The organism is Mycobacterium sp. NGS27 (genome assembly GCF_059813005.1).
Window position 1 is genome coordinate 422,534 of sequence record NZ_JCALDT010000003.1, and the last position, 19,842, is coordinate 442,375.

Consider the following 19,842-nt stretch of genomic DNA (forward strand, 5'->3'; position numbering starts at 1 on the left):
AACGCACAACACGCTGAAGACCGCACAACAAAGGGGAGTGCAGTGACCGAGCAGCCAACGTCGGGCGTGGGGGCGCCCGAACAACCGACCACGCAGATACCCCCGCAGACGGAGTCCGCGCCGGCCCAGCACGAGGGCGCCGAACCCCAGGCCGAATCGGGTGGCTCGGGTGCCGAGGCCCCGACCCGCGCCTTCGCCGGTTTCCGCACCGAACGCCGCGTGCCCGGTCCCGAACGCCAGCAGGCCGCACCGCCCACTGCCCCCAGGCCGGGCGGGATGCCGCCCTGGGACGCCACGCCGGTGACCGGCATCCCACGGGTCGATCCGACGGCGTATGGCGCTTACTACACCGGCCCGGACGCGCCGCCCACGCAGTTCCAGGGGGCGCCGCAGCGGCCGGAGCACCTGCCGCACACGCCGTATCCGGAGCTGTCCACCGGCATGCTGCTGCGGCCGGTGGCCCCGCCGCCGTCGGACGGATGGCGGCTGCTGCTGTTCAAGCTGTCCGGCGGGCTGATCAACTTGGGCGAGAGCCCTCGCGCCACGAGGTACAACAACCTGGTCGCCCAGGTGAACCGGCCGCTGCGGGGTTCCTACCGAGTGGCCTTCCTGTCGTTGAAGGGCGGCGTCGGCAAGACCACGATCACCGCGACGCTGGGCGCCACCTTCGCCTCCATCCGCGGTGACCGTGTGGTCGCCGTGGACGCCAACCCCGACCGCGGCACGTTGAGCCAGAAGATCCCGCTGGAGACGGCCGCGACGGTGCGCCAGCTGCTGCACGACGCGGGAACCATCGAGCGCTACAGCGACGTGCGCCGCTACACCTCCAAGGGGCCGAGCGGCCTGGAGGTGCTGGCGTCCGAAACGGACCCCGGCATCTCGGACGCGTTCGGCGCCGACGACTACGTGCGCGTCCTGGACATCCTGGAACGGTTCTACGGCCTGGTGCTCACCGACTGCGGGCCCGGCCTGCTGCACTCGGTGATGAGCTCGGTGCTGGACAAGGCCGACGCGCTCGTCGTGGTCAGCTCGGCGTCCATCGACGGCGCGCGCAGCGCATCGGCGACGCTGGACTGGCTGGACGCCCACGGCCACGAGGACCTGGTCCGCAATTCCATCGCCGTCATCAACGGGGTCAAGCCACGGCCGGGCAAGGTCGACATGAACAAGGTGATCGACCACTTCTCCCGGCGCTGCCGCGCGGTGCAGCTGGTCCCCTTCGACCCGCACCTGGAAGAGGGCGCCGAGATCGAACTGGACCGGTTACGGCGCGGGACGCGCGAAGCGCTCACCGAGCTGGCCGCCATCGTCGCCGACGGGTTCCCCGGCGACCAGCACAACCCGGGAGTGCTCGGCTAGGTCTGCGGTCGCAAGCGCGGCGGAGCCGGGCGCCGCGGGCCGCCGCCATCGGCTAGTGCCGGTCAGCTGTCGCCGTGACCCAACCGCCGCAGGAAATCCGGATCGTCGTCGGGTCCGATGACGCGCGTCTTCGGCCGGTGGGTCTGCGACCGCGCGGCACGCCAGCCGACGTAGATCAGCGTCCCCAAAATCACGACGAGCAGCAGGTAGAGCACGCAACACCTCCTTGGGGCGAATATACCCGCGCCGTAGGCTCACCCTGTGTCACAAGAAGCTAGCGACGACAGCACCGGCGGCATGCGGGACCACGCCGCGAACCAGGGCACGGCGCGACAGGGCGCAAGCCGCGTCGCCATCCCGGTGGCGGCGTACCTGACGGCGCGGGTGCTGTTGGCGGTCGTGCTCACCGGCGTCATCTACGGCGTCGCCCGCTTGGCGGGCATCTCGCAGTTCCCGATCGTGGTGGCGGTGCTGTTCGCCCTGATCATCGCGATGCCCCTGGGCATGCTGGTGTTCGCGCCGCTGCGCCGCCGCGCGACCGCCGCGCTGGCGATCGCCGGGGAGCGGCGGCGCCGGGAGCGCGAACTGCTGCAAGCCCGGCTGCACGGGGACGCCGAGGCCACGCCGGACGAGGGCGGCCGTGATTCGGGGCCCGGTTAGCCGCTCGGCAGCCGCACGACCTGTGCGGCATAGCTCAGGCCGGCGCCGTAGCCGAGCAGCAGGGCCAGATCGCCGGCCTTGGCCGCGCCGGTCGCCAGCACTTCGGCCATCGCCAGCGGGATGGACGCCGCCGACGTGTTCCCGGTGTGCTCGATGTCGTTGGCGACGACCGCGTCCGGACGCAGCTCGAGGCCCTTGGCCAGCACGTCGTTGATCCGGCTGTTGGCCTGATGCGGCAGGAACACGTCGATCTCGTCGGGCCGGACGCCTGCCGCGTCCATGGCCTGCCGGCCGACCTTGCCCATCTCGAATGCCGCCCAACGGAATACCGCGCTCCCCTCGAGCCGCAGGAAGGGCCGCGGGCCCGACGGGTGGTCCATGTAGTCGATCCAGTCGATGTCCTGGCGGATGGCCGTGGCCTGCGCGCCGTCACTGCCCCAGACGGTCGGGCCGATGCCCTGGTCCGGTGTCTCACCCACCACCACGCCGGCGGCGCCGTCGGCGAAAATGAAGCAGTTGGTGCGGTCCTGCATGTCCACGGTCGGGGACAGTTTCTCCGAACCCATCACCAGCACCTTGGCCGCGGTGCCGCCCCGGATCATGTCGGCCGCCACGCCCAGCGCGTAGCCGAAGCCGGCGCACCCGGCCGAGACGTCGAACGCGGGCACGCCGGTGGCGCCCAGCGCCGCCGCTACCGATGGGGCGCACGCGGGTGTCTGCAGGAAATGCGTGCTGGTGGCGACGATCACGCAGTCGATGTCGGCCGCGGTCAGCGACGCTTTGGCGATCGCCTCCTGCCCGGCCGCGGTCGCCATGGACGCGGCGGATTCGTCGCGGGCGGCGAACCGGCGCGTTTTGATGCCGGTACGGGAGTAGATCCACTCGTCGGACGAATCGATGTTCTCGCAGAGCTCGTCGTTGGTGACGACCCGCTCCGGCCGGTACGACCCGACGCTGAGTAAGCCGATGTTGGTGGGCCCGGTGGTCGCGGCAATCTGCTTCATCGCGGTCCTTCGCTATCGCCCCAGCAGACGCAAAGGTACTCCACCGGGGGGCCCTCGAAAACCTTTGTCTGCACTATAGATACTCCCGGTGGGCGCTCAGCTGGCCAGCGCCAGCGCCGCGGACACCGCGATCGCCCACACCACCATGGCCAGCCCGGTGTCGCGCAACACGGGGATGAGCTCCGGGCCGCCGCGGCCGGATCGCACCGGCGCCGCCGCGCGCAGGGCCAGCGGCGTGGCCACCAATCCGACGGCGCACCAGGGTGTCGCCAGCATGAGCACCAGGGTCAGCGCCCCGGCGGTCCCCAACAGCACCTGGTACAGGATCCGGGTTCGGGCATCGCCCAGCCGCACCGCCAGGGTGATCTTTCCGGTGCGGGCATCGGTCGGAATGTCCCGCAGGTTGTTGGCCACCAGGACCGAGGAGGACAACGCGCCGATCGACACCGCCAGGAGCAGGCCCACCCAGTCCACGCGCAGCGCCTGGGTGTACTGGGTGCCGAGCACGGCGACGAGTCCGAAGAACAGGAACACGGCGATCTCGCCGAAGCCGGCGTAGCCGTACGGTTTCGACCCGCCGGTGTACAGCCACGCCCCGGCGATGCAGGCCGCTCCCACCGCGATCAGCCACGGCGCGCTGAACAGCGCCAGCGCCAGGCCGGCGAGCGCGCCGATGGTGAGGCTGACGATCGCCGCGGCCAGCACCGCCCTCGGCGCCGCCAGCCGCGAGCCGACCAGGCGCACCGGGCCGGCCCGGATGTCGTCGGTGCCGCGGATGCCGTCGGAGTAGTCGTTGGCGTAGTTGACACCGATGATCATCGCGAGCGCGACGGCAAGCGCCAGCAGCGCCTTCCACCACACCGCGGAATGCAGCCATGCTGCGGCACCGGTTCCCGCGACAACCGGCGCCACCGCGTTGGGCAACGTCCGCGGCCGCGCACCGGAAACCCACTGCCCGAAATTGGCCACCCGACCATCCTGCCAGGATGCAAGCCGCCCATCCCCGGGCCCCGCACCCGCGATCGCTTCGGTGTGATGCACCACAATGGTCGGATGCTCGGAGTCATCGGCGGCAGCGGCTTCTACACCTTCTTCGGATCCGACTCCCGCGACGTCACCGTCGACACTCCGTACGGCCCGCCCAGCGCCCCGGTCACCCTCGGCACCATCGGCGGCCACGAGGTCGCTTTCCTGCCGCGCCACGGCGCCGAACACGAATTCTCCGCGCACACCGTGCCATACCGCGCCAACATGTGGGCCCTGCGCAAGCTCGGCGTGCGGCGGGTGCTGGCGCCGTGCGCGGTGGGCAGCCTCGATCCCGAACTCGGTCCGGGCACCTTCGTGGTGCCCGACCAGCTCGTCGACCGCACCCGGGGCCGCGCCGACACGTATTTCGACTCCGGCGGCATCCACGTCGACTTCGCCGACCCGTACTGCCCTACGCTGCGCGACGCGGTGACCGTCCTGCCGGGCGTGACCGACGGCGGCACCATGGTGGTGATTCAGGGCCCGCGCTTTTCCACCCGCGCCGAAAGCCAGTGGTTCGCCTCAGCCGGCTTCTCGCTGGTCAACATGACCGGCTATCCGGAGGCGGTGCTCGCTCGCGAGCTCGAAATCTGTTATGCCGCAATCGCGTTGGTGACCGATCTGGACGCCGGTGTCAGCGCCGGCGGGGGTGTGAAGACCGTCGACGTGTTCGCCGAATTCGCCAAGAACATCGACGGGTTCAAGGCGCTGGTCCGCCAGGCCATCGGCCGGTTGGCCGCCGACCGCACCTGCACGCATTGCCTGCCGCACGCCGGGGTCACCCTGCCGATCGAGCTGCCGTGAGGGTGCTGCTGACCGGTGCGGCCGGCTTCATCGGTGCGCGGGTGGACGCCAAGCTGCGGGCCGCGGGTCACGAAGTCGTCGCCGTCGACGCGTTGCTGCCCGCCGCGCACGGCCCAAACCCGGTGCTGCCGCAGGGATGTCATCGCGTCGACGTGCGCGACGCCGACGCACTGGCCCCGCTGTTGGCCGGCGTGGACCTGGTGTGCCATCAGGCGGCGATGGTGGGCGCGGGCGTGGACGCCGCCGACGCCCCGGCTTACGGCGGCCACAACGATCTGGCTACCACCGTCCTGCTGGCGCAGATGTTCGCCGCGGGGGTGCGGCACCTGGTGCTGGCCTCGTCGATGGTGGTGTACGGCCAGGGGGGTTATCACTGCGACCGACACGGAGCGGTGGACCCGCTGCCCCGGCGCCGGGGCGACCTCGACGCCGGGATCTTCGAGCACCGCTGCCCGGCCGGTGGGGAGGAACTGCACTGGCGCCTGGTCGGCGAGGATGCCTGCCTGCGGCCACGAAGCCTGTACGCCGCCAGTAAGACCGCCCAGGAGCATTACGCGCTGGCGTGGTCGGAGGCCACGGGTGGTTCGGTGGTGGCGCTGCGTTACCACAACGTCTACGGCCCCGGCATGCCGCGCGACACCCCCTACTCCGGGGTGGCGGCGATCTTCCGGTCGGCGCTGGAAAAAGGCGAATCGCCAAGGGTTTTCGAGGACGGCGGCCAGATGCGCGACTTCGTCCACGTCGACGACGTGGCCGCTGCCAACGTCGCGGCGACACAACAGCGCGAGGGTTTCACCGCGGTCAATGTCTGCTCGGGACAACCCATTTCGATCCTGGAGGTGGCCGGCGCGCTGTGCGACGCGCGCGGCGGCTCGCTGTCGCCGGTGGTCACCGGGCAGTATCGCAGCGGCGACGTGCGCCACATCGTCGCCGATCCGTCGAGGGCCGCCGAGGTGTTGGGTTTTCGTGCGGCCGTCACACCGGGCGACGGGCTGCGCGAATTCGCGTTCGCGCCCCTTCGCTGAATCAGCCCTGCGGGGGCCGGTAGATCTGCGGCTTCTGCACCGGTATTTGACGCGTTCCGGAGTCGTCGCCCCTAAAGATCCGCGGGGCGTTGGCCAGCGGCGGTATCTCCGAGGTCGCCGGTTCGTTGTCCCCGCCGGGGACTCCGGCGGGGATGCGGGTGGTCGGCGCGGCCGACGGCGCGGCGCCCTGGGCCACCGGCACCCGGGTGGTCGGTGCTGCCGCGTTGGCGGCGGCCGCGCGCCTGCGGGCCGCGCGATTGGCCCGCCGGCGACCGCGCAGTTGCCCGGCGACGATAGCCGCCGCCAGGATGCCCAGCGCCAGGCCGCACAACGCCACGTCGAAAACGCTGGTGATCTGCTGGGCCAGGTTGTTGCCGTAGACCGGGTGCAGCGCAGGCGAATTGGGTGAGTCCGCGAACCGCGGCGCCAGCACGACGCCGACGACGACGCGGGCGACGCTGAGCGTGGCGACGAGCCCGCACAGCGACGTGACCACCCTTGGCGAAAGGGCGGCCAGCCTGCCGCGCAGCCAGATCGCCAGGACCGCGGTAGCCAGATCGAACGCGGCCAGCACGATGCTGTCGTACCGGGAGAACGGGTAGTTCAGGATTATGCCGACGACCAGGTCGGTGATCCGCATCGCTATCGACCCCACGCACCAAACGGCGATGAGCAGCAAGCCATTTCGGGTCGCCCCGCGCCACGCCGACTCCTCCGTCGGCGAGGCGTTCCGCTGACCGAACAGCGCCCGCGGCGCGAACAGCGCCGCGCCGGCCGCCCACGCCAGGTAGCCCTCGAACCCGACGCCGGCGGTGGACGTGTTCTGCGCGATGCCGTGGAACGCGTCGATGTCACGACCGGCGGGCAAGAGCCACACCAGGATCCCGGCGGCGAGCGTCGACGCGCCGAGCGCGACGATCGTGAGCCGGCTCGCCCGGGTGTCGCGCAGCAACCACCTGGAGGCGACCAGCACGGCCACCAGGGCCACCACGCCGTACACCACCGCGGTCGCGATCACGGCGATGTTCTGCTTGCCGAATTGGTCGGTGCCGCCGGTGCTTTGCAGCGCGTACCGGACCCGCCAGTACAGGTTGAAACCGAAGCTGAGCACCGCCGCGAGCATCGACAGCGAGCCGATGATCCGTGCGGACCTGTGCCACCCGGTGGATTCGTCGCCCGCCGGCACGGGTCCGGCGAGTGCGCCAATGGGCATCGCCTGGGCGCTCAACAGCGAGCCGGCGATCCCGACCCATGCCCCCGGCCCGACGCCGCCCGGCACGTTGACCGTGCCACCGAAGCGGACGGTCTCGTACGCGTCGAACACGACGAATGCGAGCACCAGCAGCAGGTAGGGGACGTTGAGCGCCAGGCGAAGCCGGGCGGCCCGCGCGGGATCGAAACGCGCGCCGGCCGACCGCCAGGAACCGGCGACCGCGACGGCGGCGACGGCCAGCACCGTCACCGCGATCAGCACCGCGAACAGCGTCGCGCTGCTGTTCGGGATGCCGACTCCGAAGTAGAGGTTCCACGGCAGGAACACCGCCAGGATCAGCAGTGCCACCGCGGCCAGGTCACCCGCGTGCCGGTACCGCTGCGCTCCCGCGGCGGCCGGCGCGGGGCCGGCCGTGGCGTGCGGGCGGATGATGCGCGGCGCCGGCGCCTGCTGGGTCTGACTGCGGATCGGGCCGGTAGGCGCGTCGTCGCTGCTCTGGCTCACCATGCCTCCCGGGATGCGAGGACCGACATTCTTGGCACAGTTTCCGGTGTTCGGCGAGGGATTACCCCGCCGGGCGAAGTGCACTGCTCGCTTGCGAACATATTCTCCGTTCGGATGCCGTGGCAGGGGCTGTGGCCGGCTGCTGGGGCGGAGATGATCCTGCGGCAATCGTCCTGTCGTTCGAAAAGCTGGTTACGCTGCGCTAGTAGACGAAGCTTGTCGCCTGAATGATTGATACTCCAACGGTATCGCAAGTGTAATGATGCCGGGACATTGCTGGTTGCGGGGTAGCCAGCCGAAGGAGAGCCGGGATGGACGTCGTTTTGGGGGTTGCGGTCACCGGACCCGTCGCGCGCTTGGCCCTGGTCGGGTCCGGCGCGCAGGGAACCGACGTGATCGACCAATCCGTCGTCGACCTCGCTGACAATCCGATCGGGACGCTGACCGAGACCGTGGTCGGCACGAATCGGCTGCTGGCCGGTGAGAACCACCACCTGGTCGGCACCCGGTTGTGCTGGACCGATCATCCCGCCGCCGACCAGCTTCGGCGCGCGCTGGAGGATTCCGGCGTCCACAACGTCGCGGTGCTCTCGGAGTCGCAGGCGGTGGCCGCCCTGATGCGCGCGGCCGGCCGGCCCGGCGCCGCGCTGGTGATGGACGACGCGACCGCGACGCTGTCGATGGTGGATTCGGGTGACGGTGATCCGGACGCGCCGCCGACCGTGCTGGCGAGCCAGCAGCTGGCGGGTGGGTCGGGTGGCGATGCGACCGCCGCGTTCCACACGATGATGGCGAACCTGGGCGCCCACCCCGACGCCCCGCAGGATGTGTACCTCCTCGGTGCGTCGCCCGAGCTGAACCGGGTCGCCGACGAGCTCCGCGACGCGTCGACCATGCGGGTGCAGGTCGCCGAGGACCCCACCTTCGCGTTGGCCCGCGGCGCAGCGATTGCCGCCGCAACGGCGGCGGCGCTGCAGGCGGGGGGCGCTACGGCCATGGTGCCGGCGCCCGGCCTGACGGGAGATGAGACCGCGATGGCTTCGGCGTTCGGGGACGCCACCACGGCGGTGCCGTCGACGGGACCGATCGGCGATGAGACGGCCTTCGTGCCAGCATCGGGGTTCGCGGACCCGGGCGCCGAAGACCAGCAGCTGGCCTACTCGATGGCCGACGAGGGCGAGCAGTACCCGGGTGAATTCGCCGAGTACGACGCGGAATTGGACGACTACGAGTACGGCGAGGCCGACGAGGACGAGCCGACGAAGCTGTCGCGGCGATCGTTGGTGATCGGTAACGCCGTCATCGCTTTCGCGGTCATCGGATTGGCGTCGCTGGCCACCGCGATCGCGGTCGCCGTTCGCCCGACCGCCAGCCAGCAGCCGGTGGTGGGGGTCCAGAACGGCACCCCGGGCAAGTTCATGCCGATCCTGCCGAGCCAGCAGCAGGCCCCACTGCCCCCGCCGCCGCCCGACCAACCCAACGCCGGATTCCAGGGCGGCACCGTCGAGGCTCCCAGCTACGTCCCGAGCCCACAGCAGGTCGGCCCCCCGTCGGGTGGCGGAGTGCCGAACGCTCCCGCTCCCGAGGCGCCGGTCAATCCCAGCGCCGTGCCGAATCCCGATCCGGGTTGGGCGCCCCGCCCGAATCCCATTGTGCCCATTCCTATTCCGATACCCATCCCGATCCCGGGGTGGGGCCCGAACTACCCGCCGTACACGTCGCCGACCTTCACGTCGCCGACGATCACGCCTTACACGCCACCGACGACGACCTATTCGCCGCCGACCACCACGTATTCGCCGCCGACGACGACGTACTCGCCGCCGACCACGACGTACTCGCCTCCGACCACCACGTATTCGCCGCCGACCACGACGTATTCGCCTCCGACGACGACGTATTCGCCGCCGAGCACGACGTATTCGCCACCGAGCACCAAGGCGACCACCCAGGCGCCGCCGCCGAGCACGTATTCGCCGCCGAGCACCCAGGCCACCCAGGCCCCGACGCTCCCGCCGCACACCCAGCAGACCCTGCCGCCGCCCACGCAGCAGCAGCCGGTGTTCCCACAGCAGCCCCACCAACACCACGGATTCTGAGGGTGGCCGACACCGACGGCCTGGTCACGGTGGTCCTGCCCTGCCTCAACGAAGAGGAGTCACTGCCCGCGGTGTTAACCGCCATACCCGCGGGATACCGGGCGTTGGTGGTGGACAACAACAGCACCGACGACACCGCCGCGGTCGCGAGCAGGCACGGTGCCCAAGTCGTCGCCGAACCGCGGGCCGGGTACGGCTCGGCCGTCCACGCGGGCGTGCTGGCAGCGACGACCCCGATCGTGGCGGTGATCGACGCCGATGGCTCGATGGACGGCGCCGATCTGCCCCGGCTGGTCGCGGAGCTGGAACGCGGCGCTGACCTGGTGACCGGCCGGCGCCGGCCGGTAGCCGGGCTGCACTGGCCGTGGGTGGCCAGGGTGGGCACCGTGGTCATGAGTTGGCGACTGCGCACCCGCCACGGCCTACCGGTCCACGACATCGCGCCGATGCGAGTCGCCCGGCGCGAGGCGCTGCTCGCGCTGGGCGTCGCCGACCGGCGATCGGGTTATCCGCTGGAACTGCTGGTGCGTGCCGCGGCCGCCGGCTGGCGCGTCGTCGAACTCGACGTCAGCTACGGCCCGCGGACGGGCGGCAAGTCGAAGGTCAGCGGTTCACTGCGGGGCAGCATCACCGCGATCCTGGACTTCTGGAAAGTGATTTCGTGAGCGTCCTTCCGGTCACCCTGCTGGTGGTCGCGAAGGCGCCCGAGCCGGGCCGGGCAAAGACGCGGCTCGCGGCGACCGTCGGCGATCGCGTCGCCGCCGAAATCGCCGCCGCCGCACTGCTTGACACCCTCGATGCCGTGGCCGCCGCTCCGGTGGCGGCGCGGGTGGCGGCCCTGACCGGAGACCTGGACGCCGCGGTGAACGCCGCCGAAATACGGCAGCGGCTCGCTTCGTTCACCGTGATTCCCCAGCGCGGTGACGATTTCGCGGACCGGCTCGCCAACGCGCACACCGACGCGGCCGGCGGGCTTCCGGTGCTGCAGATCGGCATGGACACGCCTCAGGTGAGCGCGGATCTGTTGACGGCTTGCGCGCGCCGGCTTCTCGACGCGCCGGCCGTCCTCGGGCCGGCCCGAGACGGCGGCTGGTGGGTGCTGGGCGTCGCGGACCCCGCGACGGCGCAGTGCCTGCGCACCGTGCCGATGTCGGTGCCCGACACCGGGGGTTTGACCCTGAAGGCATTGCGCGACAACGGCATTGATGTGGTTACCCTCGAGACGCTGGCCGACGTGGACTTCGTCGACGACGTCGCGGTGGTGCGCGACGCCTGCGGCCCCGCCAGCCGGTTCGCGCGCGTCACCCGCGCCGCCGGTCTCTAGAGATCCGCAGGACAACACCGGCGTTTTGTACAAGGATGAGGCGGTGCGAACGCTTCTCGTGCTGGCGGGCTTCGCCGCGGTCATCGGCGCGGCCGCGCCGGCACAGGCCGAGCCCGGCGGCAACCCGGATGCGAATTTCTTGGCGGCGCTCGATCAGGCCGGCGTGCCATACAAGAACGGCGCCATCGCGATTCGGGTCGGCAAGAAGGCCTGTGAATTGATGGATCAGGGCCACTCCCAGGCCGATGTCATCCAAAGTGTGTCGTCGGAAAATGCCGGATTCACCGTGGCGGACGCGACCCACTTCACGACCAGCGCCGTCAGCGCCTATTGCCCACAACACCTCGGCGAGCCCACCACCGAGCCGCCGCCCCCGCCCGCCTGGTGGGATATTCCTTGGATTCCCTTGCCGGCGCCGGGGGCCGCGTAGCACGAGAACGGTAGTCCGCCGGACGGACTGGTCTCTACCAGTGCGTCAGGATGATCGTGTTGAGCGCCAGCGCGCCGAGGGCGTTGAGCGCCAACCAGATCCGGTGTGACCGTGTCGGCAGCAGAGCGGCCGATGCGGTGAGCCAGATGGTGAACGGCAGCCAGATGCGTTCCACCTCGGCCTTGCTGAGCATGCTCAGGTCCGCGCAGACGATGGCGGCCAGCATGCCGAGCAGCAACAAATGGAAGCCGGAGCGGCGGCGGATGGCGGGCCAGTCGAAAACCCTGCTGATACCGGCGACCCCACCCAACCCGATCGCGCACACCACGGACGCCAGGTTGGCCCAGCTCCAATACTGGAAGGGGCGGTCTTTGGCGATGCCCTGCCAATAGCGTTGCTGCACCAGGGTGTAACCGTCGAACCAGTAGAACCCGGCGATCGCGAAGGCTACCGCCACCGCGATCGCGGCCAGCGCCGCCGGGCCGAGGGCCCGCAGGATCGCTCGCCAGTCCGCCAAGCGGCTGCCCGGGGGCTGCCGGACCGAGGCCAGCACCGCCACCGCCGGCAGCCCCATCAACATCAGGCCGTAGTTGCAGAACACGCCCCAGCCCAACAGCAGGCCCGCGCCCGCGGCCGTCAGCGCGGGGAAGCGGACCGGACGGTGCACAGCCACGGCCAACAACGCGATGCCCCAGGCCGCCACCCCGGCGAAGTATCCGTCGGCGGAGACGGCCACCCAGATCGCGGTCGGCGCCAGGGCGACGAACGGGGCGGCGCGCCGTGCCATCTGTTCGTCGGCCAGCGCGCGCACGGCGATCCCCACCGCGGCCGCCGCGCTCGAGCCGGCCAGCAGGCACAGCAGCCCGGCCCAGGCGCCGCCGTGCAGGCCGAGCCGGTCCAGCCAGACGAACGTCAGCAGCGCGCCGGGCGGATGTCCCGACACGTGCGTGGTCCACGAGTTCGGCTGGTAGTCCACGATCCGGCTCGCGAACGTGCGCAGCGTCGCACCGATGTCGCTGATGCCCGGCACCTGCCACAAGTATTCGTCCCGGGTGGTCAACCGGCCGGCGAAGCCGCGCTGCCAGCCGTCGATCATCGCCAGCGCGAACGCCCACCCGCACGCGGTGGCCCAGCTGCCCAGCGTCAAGGCACGCCACGAAAGGCGTTGCGCCAGAACGGGTCCCCACGCCACGATGACGATCGCGATCACAATCGCGGGCCCGGTTCCCCAGCCGGCGTGGATCAACCATTCGCCGAAGATCGGCGCGGAGCCGGCGTGGGTGGCGAACTTCTCCCGGGCGATGTCGAGGCGCGGGCGCACGCCTGAGTTCATCCGCGGCAGCACGAACGCCGCGGCCACCAGCACGAGCCCGACCGTGACCGCCACCGCTTCCCGCGCTGCCGCCCGCCCACCGATCCTCACGGACGAACAGCCTATTGATCGCCGGCGAACCGGCGCGCCAACGCGGTGCGGTCGACCTTGCCGATGCCGCGACGCGGCAGTGCGTCGACGATGTGCAGCTCGCGCGGCGCGGCGGTGGCGTCCAGGGTGCGCGCCACGTGCGCGCGCAGGGCGTCCAGGGTGGGCGCGGCGGACCCGTCGCGCACCACGACCGCGGCAACCACCCGCTGGCCCAGCCGGTCGTCGGCCACTGCGAACACCGCGCAATCGCTGACGGCGGGATGACTGGACAGCGCAGCCTCGACCGGCTGCGGCAGCACCGTCAACCCGCCGGTGCTGATCGCGTCGTCGGCGCGGCCCAGGATGGTCAGCACGCCCGCGTCGCTGACGGCGCCCAGATCGTCGGTGGCAAACCAGCCCGGTTCGGCGAACGGATCCGGCTCGACGGGGTTGCGGTAGCCCTTGGCCAGCGTCGCGCCGCCGATGACGATGCGCCCGTCGACCGTGCGCACCCGCACCCCGTCCAGCGGGACGCCGTCGTACACGCACCCGCCGGCGGTCTCGCTCATCCCGTAGGTGCGGACCACGGTGACGCCCGCCGCGGCCGCGTCGTCGAGAACCGGTCGCGGCGCGGGTCCGCCGCCGAGCAGCACGGCGTCCAGTTCGGCGAGCGCGTCCGCCGCCGCCGGGTCGCCGAGCGCCTTGGCCAACTGCGTGGCGACCAGCGAGCTGTATCGCCGTCCCGGTCCCAATGCCCTTACCGCACCGGGCAATTCGGCGACATCGAACCCCGCGGAGACGTCCATCTCGACCGGTACCGAGCCGGCGAGCGCGCTGCGCACCAACACCTGGATCCCCGCGATGTGGTGGGGCGGCAGGGCGAGCAGCCAGCTGCCCGGTCCGCCGAGGCGGTCATGGGTGGCCGTCGCGCTGGCGGTCAGGGCGTCGGCGGTAAGCAACGCGCCCTTGGGAACTCCGGTGGTTCCCGACGTCGCCGCGACCAGGGCGACGTCGTCGTCGATGGCTTCCCCGACGCGCAGACCCACCCGCAGCGCATCCGACTCACGATCGTCGCTCGAGGACAGGGCGACCAGTGCGGGTTCGCGCCCGTCGAGCACGCGCTCGAGTGCGGGCAACAGCGACGAGACCGCCGACCCGGGCGGGACGTGCACCGCGCGCAGTACGGCTATGCCGGGTCCCCGGCCTGGTCGGCATCGTCGAATGGCCAGCCCTGGGCCGCCAACCGCACCCGGACCCGCTCGACGTCGATGGGCGACGGCAGCTCATCGGTGATCTGGGTGATCAGCACGCCGATGTCGACATCGTCGAACTCGCCGCGCCGAACCAGCTCACAGGCGACCGCCTTGGCTTCGTCGTTGGACAGCCGGCGGGCCAGCAATGCGAGCACCGGGAAGGTGTCCGTGGCCGGAACGCCTTCCGGGTATCCCGCACGAAGCCAGGAGACGATGGAATTGAGAAATCCGTTCACGCTGTTGCAGCTTCCCCCGGTGTCCGGCGTGGTAACTCGGTGGGCATCAATCGATGCTACTTGGGTTTGGCGCCGAGGAACGGGGTGCCGATGTGATGGGCGATGAAGTCGCGCGAGATGTACAGCAAAGCGAAGGCGATCACGAGGATCACCACCGCATAGATTGCCCACGCGACCGCCAGCAGCGCCGGGTTCTTCTGCGGCGAGCCGCCATCGGTGCCGGCCTGTCCCGCGCCGATCGCCTGGAAGCGGAGCCCCAGGGCGAACAGCCCTGGCAAAGCGGCGCCGGCCAGCATGGCGAACGCCAGGATCTTGAGGGAGGCCTGGTAGTTGAACCAATCGCCGAAGTGACTCATCACGCGTTCGCCTTGATCGTGGGGTCGTCGGAGTCGAATCGGGAGGTCATGCCGCCGCCGGAGGTGGGGCCGGCGTTCGAGGGCGGGTGCTGATCAATGGACTCCTCGAGCCCGGTGGTCAGGTCGCCCTTCCACTCGGCGTTGACGTTGTGGTGGTCGACCTTGACCCTGCGCGACCGGACGTAGATGGTGGCCGACACCCCGATCAGCAGCGCGAAGCCCACGATGGCGCCCGGGTAGCCGCCGATCAGGTGCACGATCCAGTAGGTGACCGCACCGACCAGCCCGGCCAGCGGAAGCGTGACCAGCCACGCGACGCCCATGCGGCCGGCGACGCCCCAGCGGACCTCGCCGCCGGGCTTGCCCAACCCGCTGCCCAGCACCGAGCCGGTGCAGACCTGGGTGGTCGACAGCGCGTAGCCGAAGTGGGCGGACAGCAAAATCACCGCGGCCGAAGAGGATTCGGCCGCCATGCCCTGCGGCGACTGGATCTCGACCAGTCCCTTGCCCAGGGTGCGGATGATCCGCCAGCCGCCCAGATAGGTGCCGAGCGCCATCGACACCGCGCAACCGACGATGACCCACAGTGGCGGCATCGACGCGGTCTTGCTGACCGAGCCGTAGGACATCAGCGCCAGGAAGATGATGCCCATGGTCTTCTGCGCGTCGTTGGTGCCGTGGGCCAGCGAGACCAGCGATGCCGAGCCCCACTGGCCGTACCGGAAGCCGGCCTCGGTGCGCTTGGTCGGGATGCCGCGGGTGATTCGGTAGACCAGCCAGGTCGCCACCGCGCCGACCACGATGGCCAGGATCGCCGACACGACTGCCGGGATGATCGCCTTGGACACCACGCCCTTCCAGATCACCCCGTGCGCGCCGACGGCGGCGATCGTGGCGCCGACGATGCCGCCGATCAGGGCGTGCGACGAACTCGAGGGGATGCCGAGGAGCCAGGTCAGCAGGTTCCAGACGATGCCGCCGACGAGGCCGGCGAAAACCAGCTCCAGCGTCACGATGTGGCCGTCGATCAAGCCCTTGGCGATCGTCGCGGCGACGGCGGTGGACATGAACGCGCCGACGAGGTTGAGCACCGCGGACAGGGCGACGGCCGCTTTGGGCTTGAGCGCACCGCTGGCGATCGAGGTCGCCATCGCGTTGCCCGTGTCATGGAAGCCGTTGGTGAAATCGAAAGCCAGTGCCGTGATTACGACAATGATCAAGAGGAACAATTGGATGTTCACAGCGCCTGATTCTGGTGGTAGGAGGTTTCCATTGTCGAATGATGCGGGGGCCGAAACGCGGGTGTACCTTGAACCGTCGCCAGATGTTACCTCTCAGTTAACCGGCGTTTCCCTGTTGTTCACCGCGGGTGTCGCGCCGTAGCGGGTGCTCCGGCGGCACCTCGACGAAGATGAGCGTCAGCCCATCCGGATCGGTGACGTGCATCTCTTTCAGGCCCCATGGTTCCCGGCGAGCCTCGCGCGCGATCGACACCCCGCGGCCCGCCAATTCGGCCTGGGTGGCCTCGATGTCGCGGACCTGTAGCCACAGTGCACCGGGGAAGGCGGCCTGGGCGGGGTCCGGGGCGCCGTAACCCGCCAGCTCCAGCAACGACTGGCCCGCGAAAAAGACTGTGCCAGCGCCGTAGTCGCGCCAAATCGCCAGCCCGATCTCGTCGCGGTAGAACGCTAGCGAGCGCTGATAGTCCGACGGCCGCAGCAGCATCCGGCTGGCCAGGATCTCCATAGCGTCGTGTCTACCATGCGGCCGGATCAGCCAGTGCCGGCGCGGTTGGGCTGGATGCTTTGGCGCTGCATCATCGCGTTCACCCAGCGCGGGCCGACGATGTCGAGCGCCCGGCCGGCGATCGCGATCCGCGGTGCGATCCGCACCGGCCGGGTGCGGGCGGCGGTGAGCATCCACTCGCCGGCCTCTTCCGAGGTCAGCGCGGCGACTCCCTCGTAGGCCTTGGTCGGCGCGATCATCGGGGTGGCGACCAGCGGGTAGTACAGCGTCGTCGAATGCACGCCCTTACCGCCCCATTCGGTTTCGATGACCCGGCTCACCGTTGACAGCGCGGCCTTCGAGGCGTTGTACACCGAGAACAGCGGCGAAGCCTCCGACATCACGCCCCAGGTGGAGACGTTGATGATGTGGCCGTCGCCGCGCTCGAGCATGCCGGGCGCCAGCCCGCGGACCAGCCGCAGCGGCGCGTAGTAGTTGAGCACCATGGTCCGCTCGACGTCATGCCAGCGGTCCAGCGATTCGGCCAGCGGCCGGCGGATGGACCGGCCGGCGTTGTTGACCAGGATGTCGATGCCGCCGAGACGCTGTTCGACGTCGGCGACCAGGGCGTCGACGGCGTCCATGTTCGAGACGTCGCACGGGATCGATATGGCCGCACCGCCCGCGGCCGTGATCCGCCCGGCCAGCGCGTCCAGCAGATCCTGGCGGCGTGCGACGGCAACCACCGTGGCGCCCGCTCGGGCGAACTGTTCGGCCGCGGCCTCGCCGATGCCCGAGGACGCCCCGGTCAGCAGGATGCGCTTGCCGGCCAACTCGATCGGCTTGATCAACGGCCGGTTGACCAGTATCTGCGGCGCCATGGGCGGTCGCATGATCGCCAGGGAGAATTGGTCGGCGATCCGGCGGAGAGGACTTTTGCTCACGTGACGCGAGTCTAGGCGGGGCGCGCGTCGCTCCGAGCGTCACGCCAGCGTGACGTGGGTGCTCGAGCGTCACGCCAGCGTGACGTGGGCGCCCGCCGCTAGAAGTAGCGGGGGAACCGGCTCCAGTCCGGATCCCGCTTTTCCAGGAAGGCGTCGCGGCCCTCGACGGCCTCATCGGTCATGTACGCCAGCCGGGTGGCCTCGCCCGCGAACAGCTGCTGGCCCACCAGGCCGTCGTCGAGCAGGTTGAACGCGAACTTCAGCATTCGTTGTGCCTGAGGCGATTTGGCGTTGATCTCGCGCGCCCACTGGATCGCCTCGGATTCGAGCTCCGCATGGTCGACGACGGCGTTGACCGCGCCCATGTGGTGCATCTGCTCGGCGGTGTAGGGGCGGCCCAGGAAGAAGATCTCGCGCGCGAACTTCTGGCCGACCTGACGGGCCAGGTACGCGCTCCCGTAGCCGCCGTCGAAGCTGCCGACGTCGGCGTCGGTCTGCTTGAAGCGGGCGTGCTCGCGGCTGGCCAGGGTGAGGTCGCAGACCACGTGCAGGCTGTGCCCCCCGCCGGCCGCCCACCCGTTGACCAGGCAGATGACCACCTTGGGCATGAACCGGATCAGCCGTTGGACCTCCAGGATGTGTAACCGGCCGGCGCGGGCTGTGTCGACGGTGTCGGCGGTGTCGCCGCTGGCGTACTGGTAGCCGCTGCGCCCGCGGATGCGCTGATCGCCGCCGGAGCAGAATGCCCAGCCGCCGTCCTTGGGTGACGGTCCGTTGCCGGTCAGCAACACCACGCCGATGTCGGGGGACATCCGGGCGTGGTCGAGCACCCGGTAGAGCTCGTCGACGGTGTGCGGCCGGAACGCGTTGCGTACCTCGGGCCGGTCGAACGCCACCCGCACCGTGGCGTCCTCGACGTGCCGGTGATAGGTGATGTCGGTAAGGTCGTCGAAGCCGTCGACGGGACGCCAGGCCTGTGCATCAAAGGGGTTGCCACTCAACGTTTTTGAACTCCTATGCCGGGTCAAGCCGGAATACCGGACACACGCCGGCCAGCGCCTCGAACTCCTCGGGGCGTCCGTCCTTCACCAACCCAGAGCGTTTCATGAAGCCGACGCCGGTGGGCACCTCGGTGGGGAACGCCCGCAAGAACGGCCGTGCCGCCTCTTCGGACAACTCCACCATCCGCACCCGCTCGGAGCTCCGGCCGCGGGCCAGCGTCACAACGTCGGCGGCGCGGACGTTGCGGATCCAGTCAGCGCCCGGAAACCCGCCCACCACATAGCGTTTGCCGTCCACCGTCATCGGTGTCACCGGCGTCGAGCGCGGCGTGCCGGACTTGCGGCCGGGCACGGTCAACACCACCGGGCTCTCGCCGCCGAAGCCCAGGCCCAGCCGTGACATCCGGATGAAGACCTTGTTGGCCGGCTTCAGCCACCACGGCGGCCTGACGCGTTTGCCGCTTCCCATAGGCAGCGACGTTACCTCTGAAAGGGCTCCGCACCATGAGCCTGGGGCACCGTCGTACCGACGGCGTCGAGCCGCGCCATCGCGTCGGCGTCCAGCGACACCGCGGCCGCGCCGAGGTTCTCCTCGAGGTGGGCGATCGACCGGGTGCCGGGAATCAGCAGCGTGTTCGACGCGTGGGCCACGATCCAGGCCAGCCCGACCTGGGACGGTGTCGCGCCGATTTCGCCGGCGATGTCGACGACCACCGGATGGTCGGCGACCTTTGGCAATCCCGGGAACGCCGAGCCGAGCGGGAAGTACGGCACCCACGGGATGCCCTCGGCCTTGCACGGTTCGAGCGTCGCTTCCTGGGAGCGGTCCAGCACGCTGTAGGCGTTCTGCACGCAGACGATTCCGGCGGGCAGCGCGCGGCGCACCATTTCGAGCGGCACGGCGCTGATCCCGATCCCGCCGATCTTGCCCGCATCGCGCAGGGCGATCATCTCGGCGAGTTGGTCGTCGAGGTCGACGATCTGGTCGCCCTCGGCGGCCAGGCCGGGACCGAGATCAAGCCGGCGCAGGTTCACCACCGGAATCTGGTCGAGGCCGAGTTCGCGCAGATCGTCCTCGACGGCGGCGCGCAGTTCGGCGGGCTTCTGGGCGGCGGCCAGCGGAATGGGTTGTTCGCCGGTGTAGCGGGCGCCGACCTTGCTGACGATGACGAGGTCGTCCGGGTAGGGGGCCAGCGCCGCGCGGATCCGGCGGTCCACCTCGCCGGGGCCGTAGAACGACGCGGTGTCGATGTGGTTGACGCCGAGTTCGATCGCGCGACGCAGGACCGCCGCCGCGTCGTCGACGGTCGGTGCCTCGAACAGTTGCATGGCGCCGTAGCCCATGCGGGCGACGGACCTCGTGCCGAGAGTGCCGATGCCGCCGGGCCGGGGTTGGTCAGTCATGGTGCTCCCTCGATCGTGAGACACTGGATAAATGCGGAGGGTCCTCCGCTTGTGTCAGCGTAGCAGAAACGGA

21 protein-coding genes and 1 pseudogene are annotated in these 19,842 nt (G+C 70.3%); 8 read left to right on the plus strand and 14 right to left on the minus strand.

Translation table 11 applies throughout. The annotated features are described in order from the left end of the window. The first annotated feature begins 42 nt into the window (after positions 1–42). Positions 43–1,359 carry a MinD/ParA family ATP-binding protein gene (locus tag AC5Y30_RS10550; protein WP_499918077.1) on the plus strand — a complete coding sequence of 439 codons (1,317 nt, stop codon included), beginning with the start codon at positions 43–45 and terminating at the stop codon, positions 1,357–1,359. 62 nt (positions 1,360–1,421) lie between these two features. Here AC5Y30_RS10550 and AC5Y30_RS10555 read toward each other — a convergent pair whose 3' ends face one another. After that, a complete protein-coding gene (locus AC5Y30_RS10555) occupies positions 1,422–1,574 on the minus strand; it encodes a hypothetical protein (protein WP_499918078.1) in 153 nt (50 codons plus the stop codon). Positions 1,575–1,656: 82 nt separating this feature from the next. Between AC5Y30_RS10555 and AC5Y30_RS10560 the strand changes: the two genes are divergently transcribed. Beyond that, on the plus strand, positions 1,657–2,019 hold the full coding sequence (locus tag AC5Y30_RS10560) for a DUF4229 domain-containing protein (RefSeq protein WP_499918256.1): 363 nt from the start codon (positions 1,657–1,659) through the stop codon (positions 2,017–2,019). On the opposite strand, the gene AC5Y30_RS10565 is transcribed toward AC5Y30_RS10560, so the two are convergent. After that, positions 2,016–3,023 (minus strand): beta-ketoacyl-ACP synthase III, encoded by a 1,008-nt coding sequence (locus AC5Y30_RS10565; protein ID WP_499918079.1) that lies wholly within the window; start codon positions 3,021–3,023, stop codon positions 2,016–2,018. The two genes, AC5Y30_RS10560 and AC5Y30_RS10565, sit on opposite strands and share 4 nt — an antisense overlap. 73 nt (positions 3,024–3,096) lie before the next feature. Continuing rightward, positions 3,097–3,992, minus strand: a pseudogene (locus tag AC5Y30_RS10570) (1,4-dihydroxy-2-naphthoate polyprenyltransferase). Between the two features lie 84 nt (positions 3,993–4,076). Between AC5Y30_RS10570 and AC5Y30_RS10575 the strand changes: the two are divergent. Then, positions 4,077–4,853 carry an S-methyl-5'-thioadenosine phosphorylase gene (locus AC5Y30_RS10575; protein ID WP_499918080.1) on the plus strand — a complete coding sequence of 259 codons (777 nt, stop codon included), beginning with the start codon at positions 4,077–4,079 and terminating at the stop codon, positions 4,851–4,853. Beyond that, the gene (locus tag AC5Y30_RS10580; protein ID WP_499918081.1) at positions 4,850–5,878 is read left to right on the plus strand and encodes an NAD-dependent epimerase/dehydratase family protein; all 1,029 of its coding nucleotides are present in this window, start codon (positions 4,850–4,852) and stop codon (positions 5,876–5,878) included. Before AC5Y30_RS10575 ends, AC5Y30_RS10580 begins: the two co-directional genes overlap by 4 nt. Before the next feature lies 1 nt (position 5,879). On the opposite strand, the gene AC5Y30_RS10585 is transcribed toward AC5Y30_RS10580, so the two are convergent. Next, complete coding sequence (locus tag AC5Y30_RS10585; RefSeq protein WP_499918082.1) at positions 5,880–7,598, minus strand: DUF7937 domain-containing protein; 1,719 nt, start codon at positions 7,596–7,598, stop codon at positions 5,880–5,882. 308 nt (positions 7,599–7,906) lie between these two features. Here AC5Y30_RS10585 and AC5Y30_RS10590 point away from each other — a divergent pair, with 308 nt between their 5' ends. The 4 genes from AC5Y30_RS10590 to AC5Y30_RS10605 are packed head-to-tail and all read left to right on the plus strand — an operon-like array spanning position 7,907 to position 11,448. Continuing rightward, complete coding sequence (locus tag AC5Y30_RS10590; protein ID WP_499918083.1) at positions 7,907–9,694, plus strand: DUF7159 family protein; 1,788 nt, start codon at positions 7,907–7,909, stop codon at positions 9,692–9,694. Positions 9,695–9,696: 2 nt separating this feature from the next. After that, entirely contained in the window at positions 9,697–10,359 is a 663-nt protein-coding gene (locus tag AC5Y30_RS10595) for a glycosyltransferase family 2 protein (RefSeq protein WP_499918084.1), read from the plus strand. Further along, positions 10,356–11,018, plus strand: a complete 663-nt coding sequence (locus AC5Y30_RS10600; protein ID WP_499918085.1) for a TIGR04282 family arsenosugar biosynthesis glycosyltransferase — start codon at positions 10,356–10,358, stop codon at positions 11,016–11,018. Before AC5Y30_RS10595 ends, AC5Y30_RS10600 begins: the two co-directional genes overlap by 4 nt. Positions 11,019–11,061: 43 nt before the next feature. After that, positions 11,062–11,448 (plus strand): DUF732 domain-containing protein, encoded by a 387-nt coding sequence (locus AC5Y30_RS10605; RefSeq protein WP_499918086.1) that lies wholly within the window; start codon positions 11,062–11,064, stop codon positions 11,446–11,448. Between the two features lie 34 nt (positions 11,449–11,482). On the opposite strand, the gene AC5Y30_RS10610 is transcribed toward AC5Y30_RS10605, so the two are convergent. The 10 genes from AC5Y30_RS10610 to AC5Y30_RS10655 form a co-directional block, all read right to left on the minus strand. Continuing rightward, the gene (locus AC5Y30_RS10610; protein ID WP_499918257.1) at positions 11,483–12,865 is read right to left on the minus strand and encodes a hypothetical protein; all 1,383 of its coding nucleotides are present in this window, start codon (positions 12,863–12,865) and stop codon (positions 11,483–11,485) included. 17 nt (positions 12,866–12,882) lie between these two features. Next, complete coding sequence (gene menE / locus AC5Y30_RS10615; RefSeq protein WP_499918259.1) at positions 12,883–13,968, minus strand: o-succinylbenzoate--CoA ligase; 1,086 nt, start codon at positions 13,966–13,968, stop codon at positions 12,883–12,885. 68 nt (positions 13,969–14,036) lie between these two features. Continuing rightward, positions 14,037–14,339, minus strand: a complete 303-nt coding sequence (locus AC5Y30_RS10620) for a DUF3349 domain-containing protein (protein ID WP_499918087.1) — start codon at positions 14,337–14,339, stop codon at positions 14,037–14,039. A 56-nt stretch (positions 14,340–14,395) separates the two neighbouring features. Next, complete coding sequence (locus tag AC5Y30_RS10625; protein WP_499918088.1) at positions 14,396–14,695, minus strand: hypothetical protein; 300 nt, start codon at positions 14,693–14,695, stop codon at positions 14,396–14,398. Next, complete coding sequence (locus AC5Y30_RS10630) at positions 14,695–15,936, minus strand: inorganic phosphate transporter (RefSeq protein ID WP_499918089.1); 1,242 nt, start codon at positions 15,934–15,936, stop codon at positions 14,695–14,697. The genes AC5Y30_RS10625 and AC5Y30_RS10630 overlap by 1 nt, the downstream gene beginning before the upstream one ends. Positions 15,937–16,033: 97 nt before the next feature. Next, on the minus strand, positions 16,034–16,441 hold the full coding sequence (locus AC5Y30_RS10635) for a VOC family protein (RefSeq protein ID WP_499918090.1): 408 nt from the start codon (positions 16,439–16,441) through the stop codon (positions 16,034–16,036). A 26-nt stretch (positions 16,442–16,467) separates the two neighbouring features. Further along, the gene (locus AC5Y30_RS10640; protein ID WP_499918091.1) at positions 16,468–17,364 is read right to left on the minus strand and encodes an SDR family oxidoreductase; all 897 of its coding nucleotides are present in this window, start codon (positions 17,362–17,364) and stop codon (positions 16,468–16,470) included. 98 nt (positions 17,365–17,462) lie between these two features. After that, on the minus strand, positions 17,463–18,365 hold the full coding sequence (locus tag AC5Y30_RS10645) for a 1,4-dihydroxy-2-naphthoyl-CoA synthase (RefSeq protein WP_499918092.1): 903 nt from the start codon (positions 18,363–18,365) through the stop codon (positions 17,463–17,465). Between the two features lie 13 nt (positions 18,366–18,378). Continuing rightward, positions 18,379–18,834: a nitroreductase family deazaflavin-dependent oxidoreductase gene (locus AC5Y30_RS10650; protein WP_499918093.1), complete on the minus strand. Its 456-nt coding sequence runs from the start codon at positions 18,832–18,834 to the stop codon at positions 18,379–18,381. A gap of 11 nt (positions 18,835–18,845) precedes the next feature. Then, entirely contained in the window at positions 18,846–19,769 is a 924-nt protein-coding gene (locus AC5Y30_RS10655) for an aldo/keto reductase (RefSeq protein ID WP_499918094.1), read from the minus strand. Positions 19,770–19,842: the final 73 nt, after the last annotated feature.

What these genes read in the sequence shown, in the direction of transcription:
- AC5Y30_RS10655 (WP_499918094.1), bottom strand. Translation starts at nt 19,769, where the DNA reads ATGACTGACCAACCCCGGCCCGGCGGCATCGGCACTCTCGGCACGAGG.
- AC5Y30_RS10590 (WP_499918083.1), top strand. Translation starts at nt 7,907, where the DNA reads ATGGACGTCGTTTTGGGGGTTGCGGTCACCGGACCCGTCGCGCGCTTG.
- AC5Y30_RS10625 (WP_499918088.1), bottom strand. Translation starts at nt 14,695, where the DNA reads ATGAGTCACTTCGGCGATTGGTTCAACTACCAGGCCTCCCTCAAGATC.
- AC5Y30_RS10650 (WP_499918093.1), bottom strand. Translation starts at nt 18,834, where the DNA reads ATGGGAAGCGGCAAACGCGTCAGGCCGCCGTGGTGGCTGAAGCCGGCC.
- AC5Y30_RS10560 (WP_499918256.1), top strand. Translation starts at nt 1,657, where the DNA reads ATGCGGGACCACGCCGCGAACCAGGGCACGGCGCGACAGGGCGCAAGC.
- AC5Y30_RS10575 (WP_499918080.1), top strand. Translation starts at nt 4,077, where the DNA reads ATGCTCGGAGTCATCGGCGGCAGCGGCTTCTACACCTTCTTCGGATCC.
- AC5Y30_RS10565 (WP_499918079.1), bottom strand. Translation starts at nt 3,023, where the DNA reads ATGAAGCAGATTGCCGCGACCACCGGGCCCACCAACATCGGCTTACTC.
- AC5Y30_RS10585 (WP_499918082.1), bottom strand. Translation starts at nt 7,598, where the DNA reads ATGGTGAGCCAGAGCAGCGACGACGCGCCTACCGGCCCGATCCGCAGT.
- AC5Y30_RS10635 (WP_499918090.1), bottom strand. Translation starts at nt 16,441, where the DNA reads ATGGAGATCCTGGCCAGCCGGATGCTGCTGCGGCCGTCGGACTATCAG.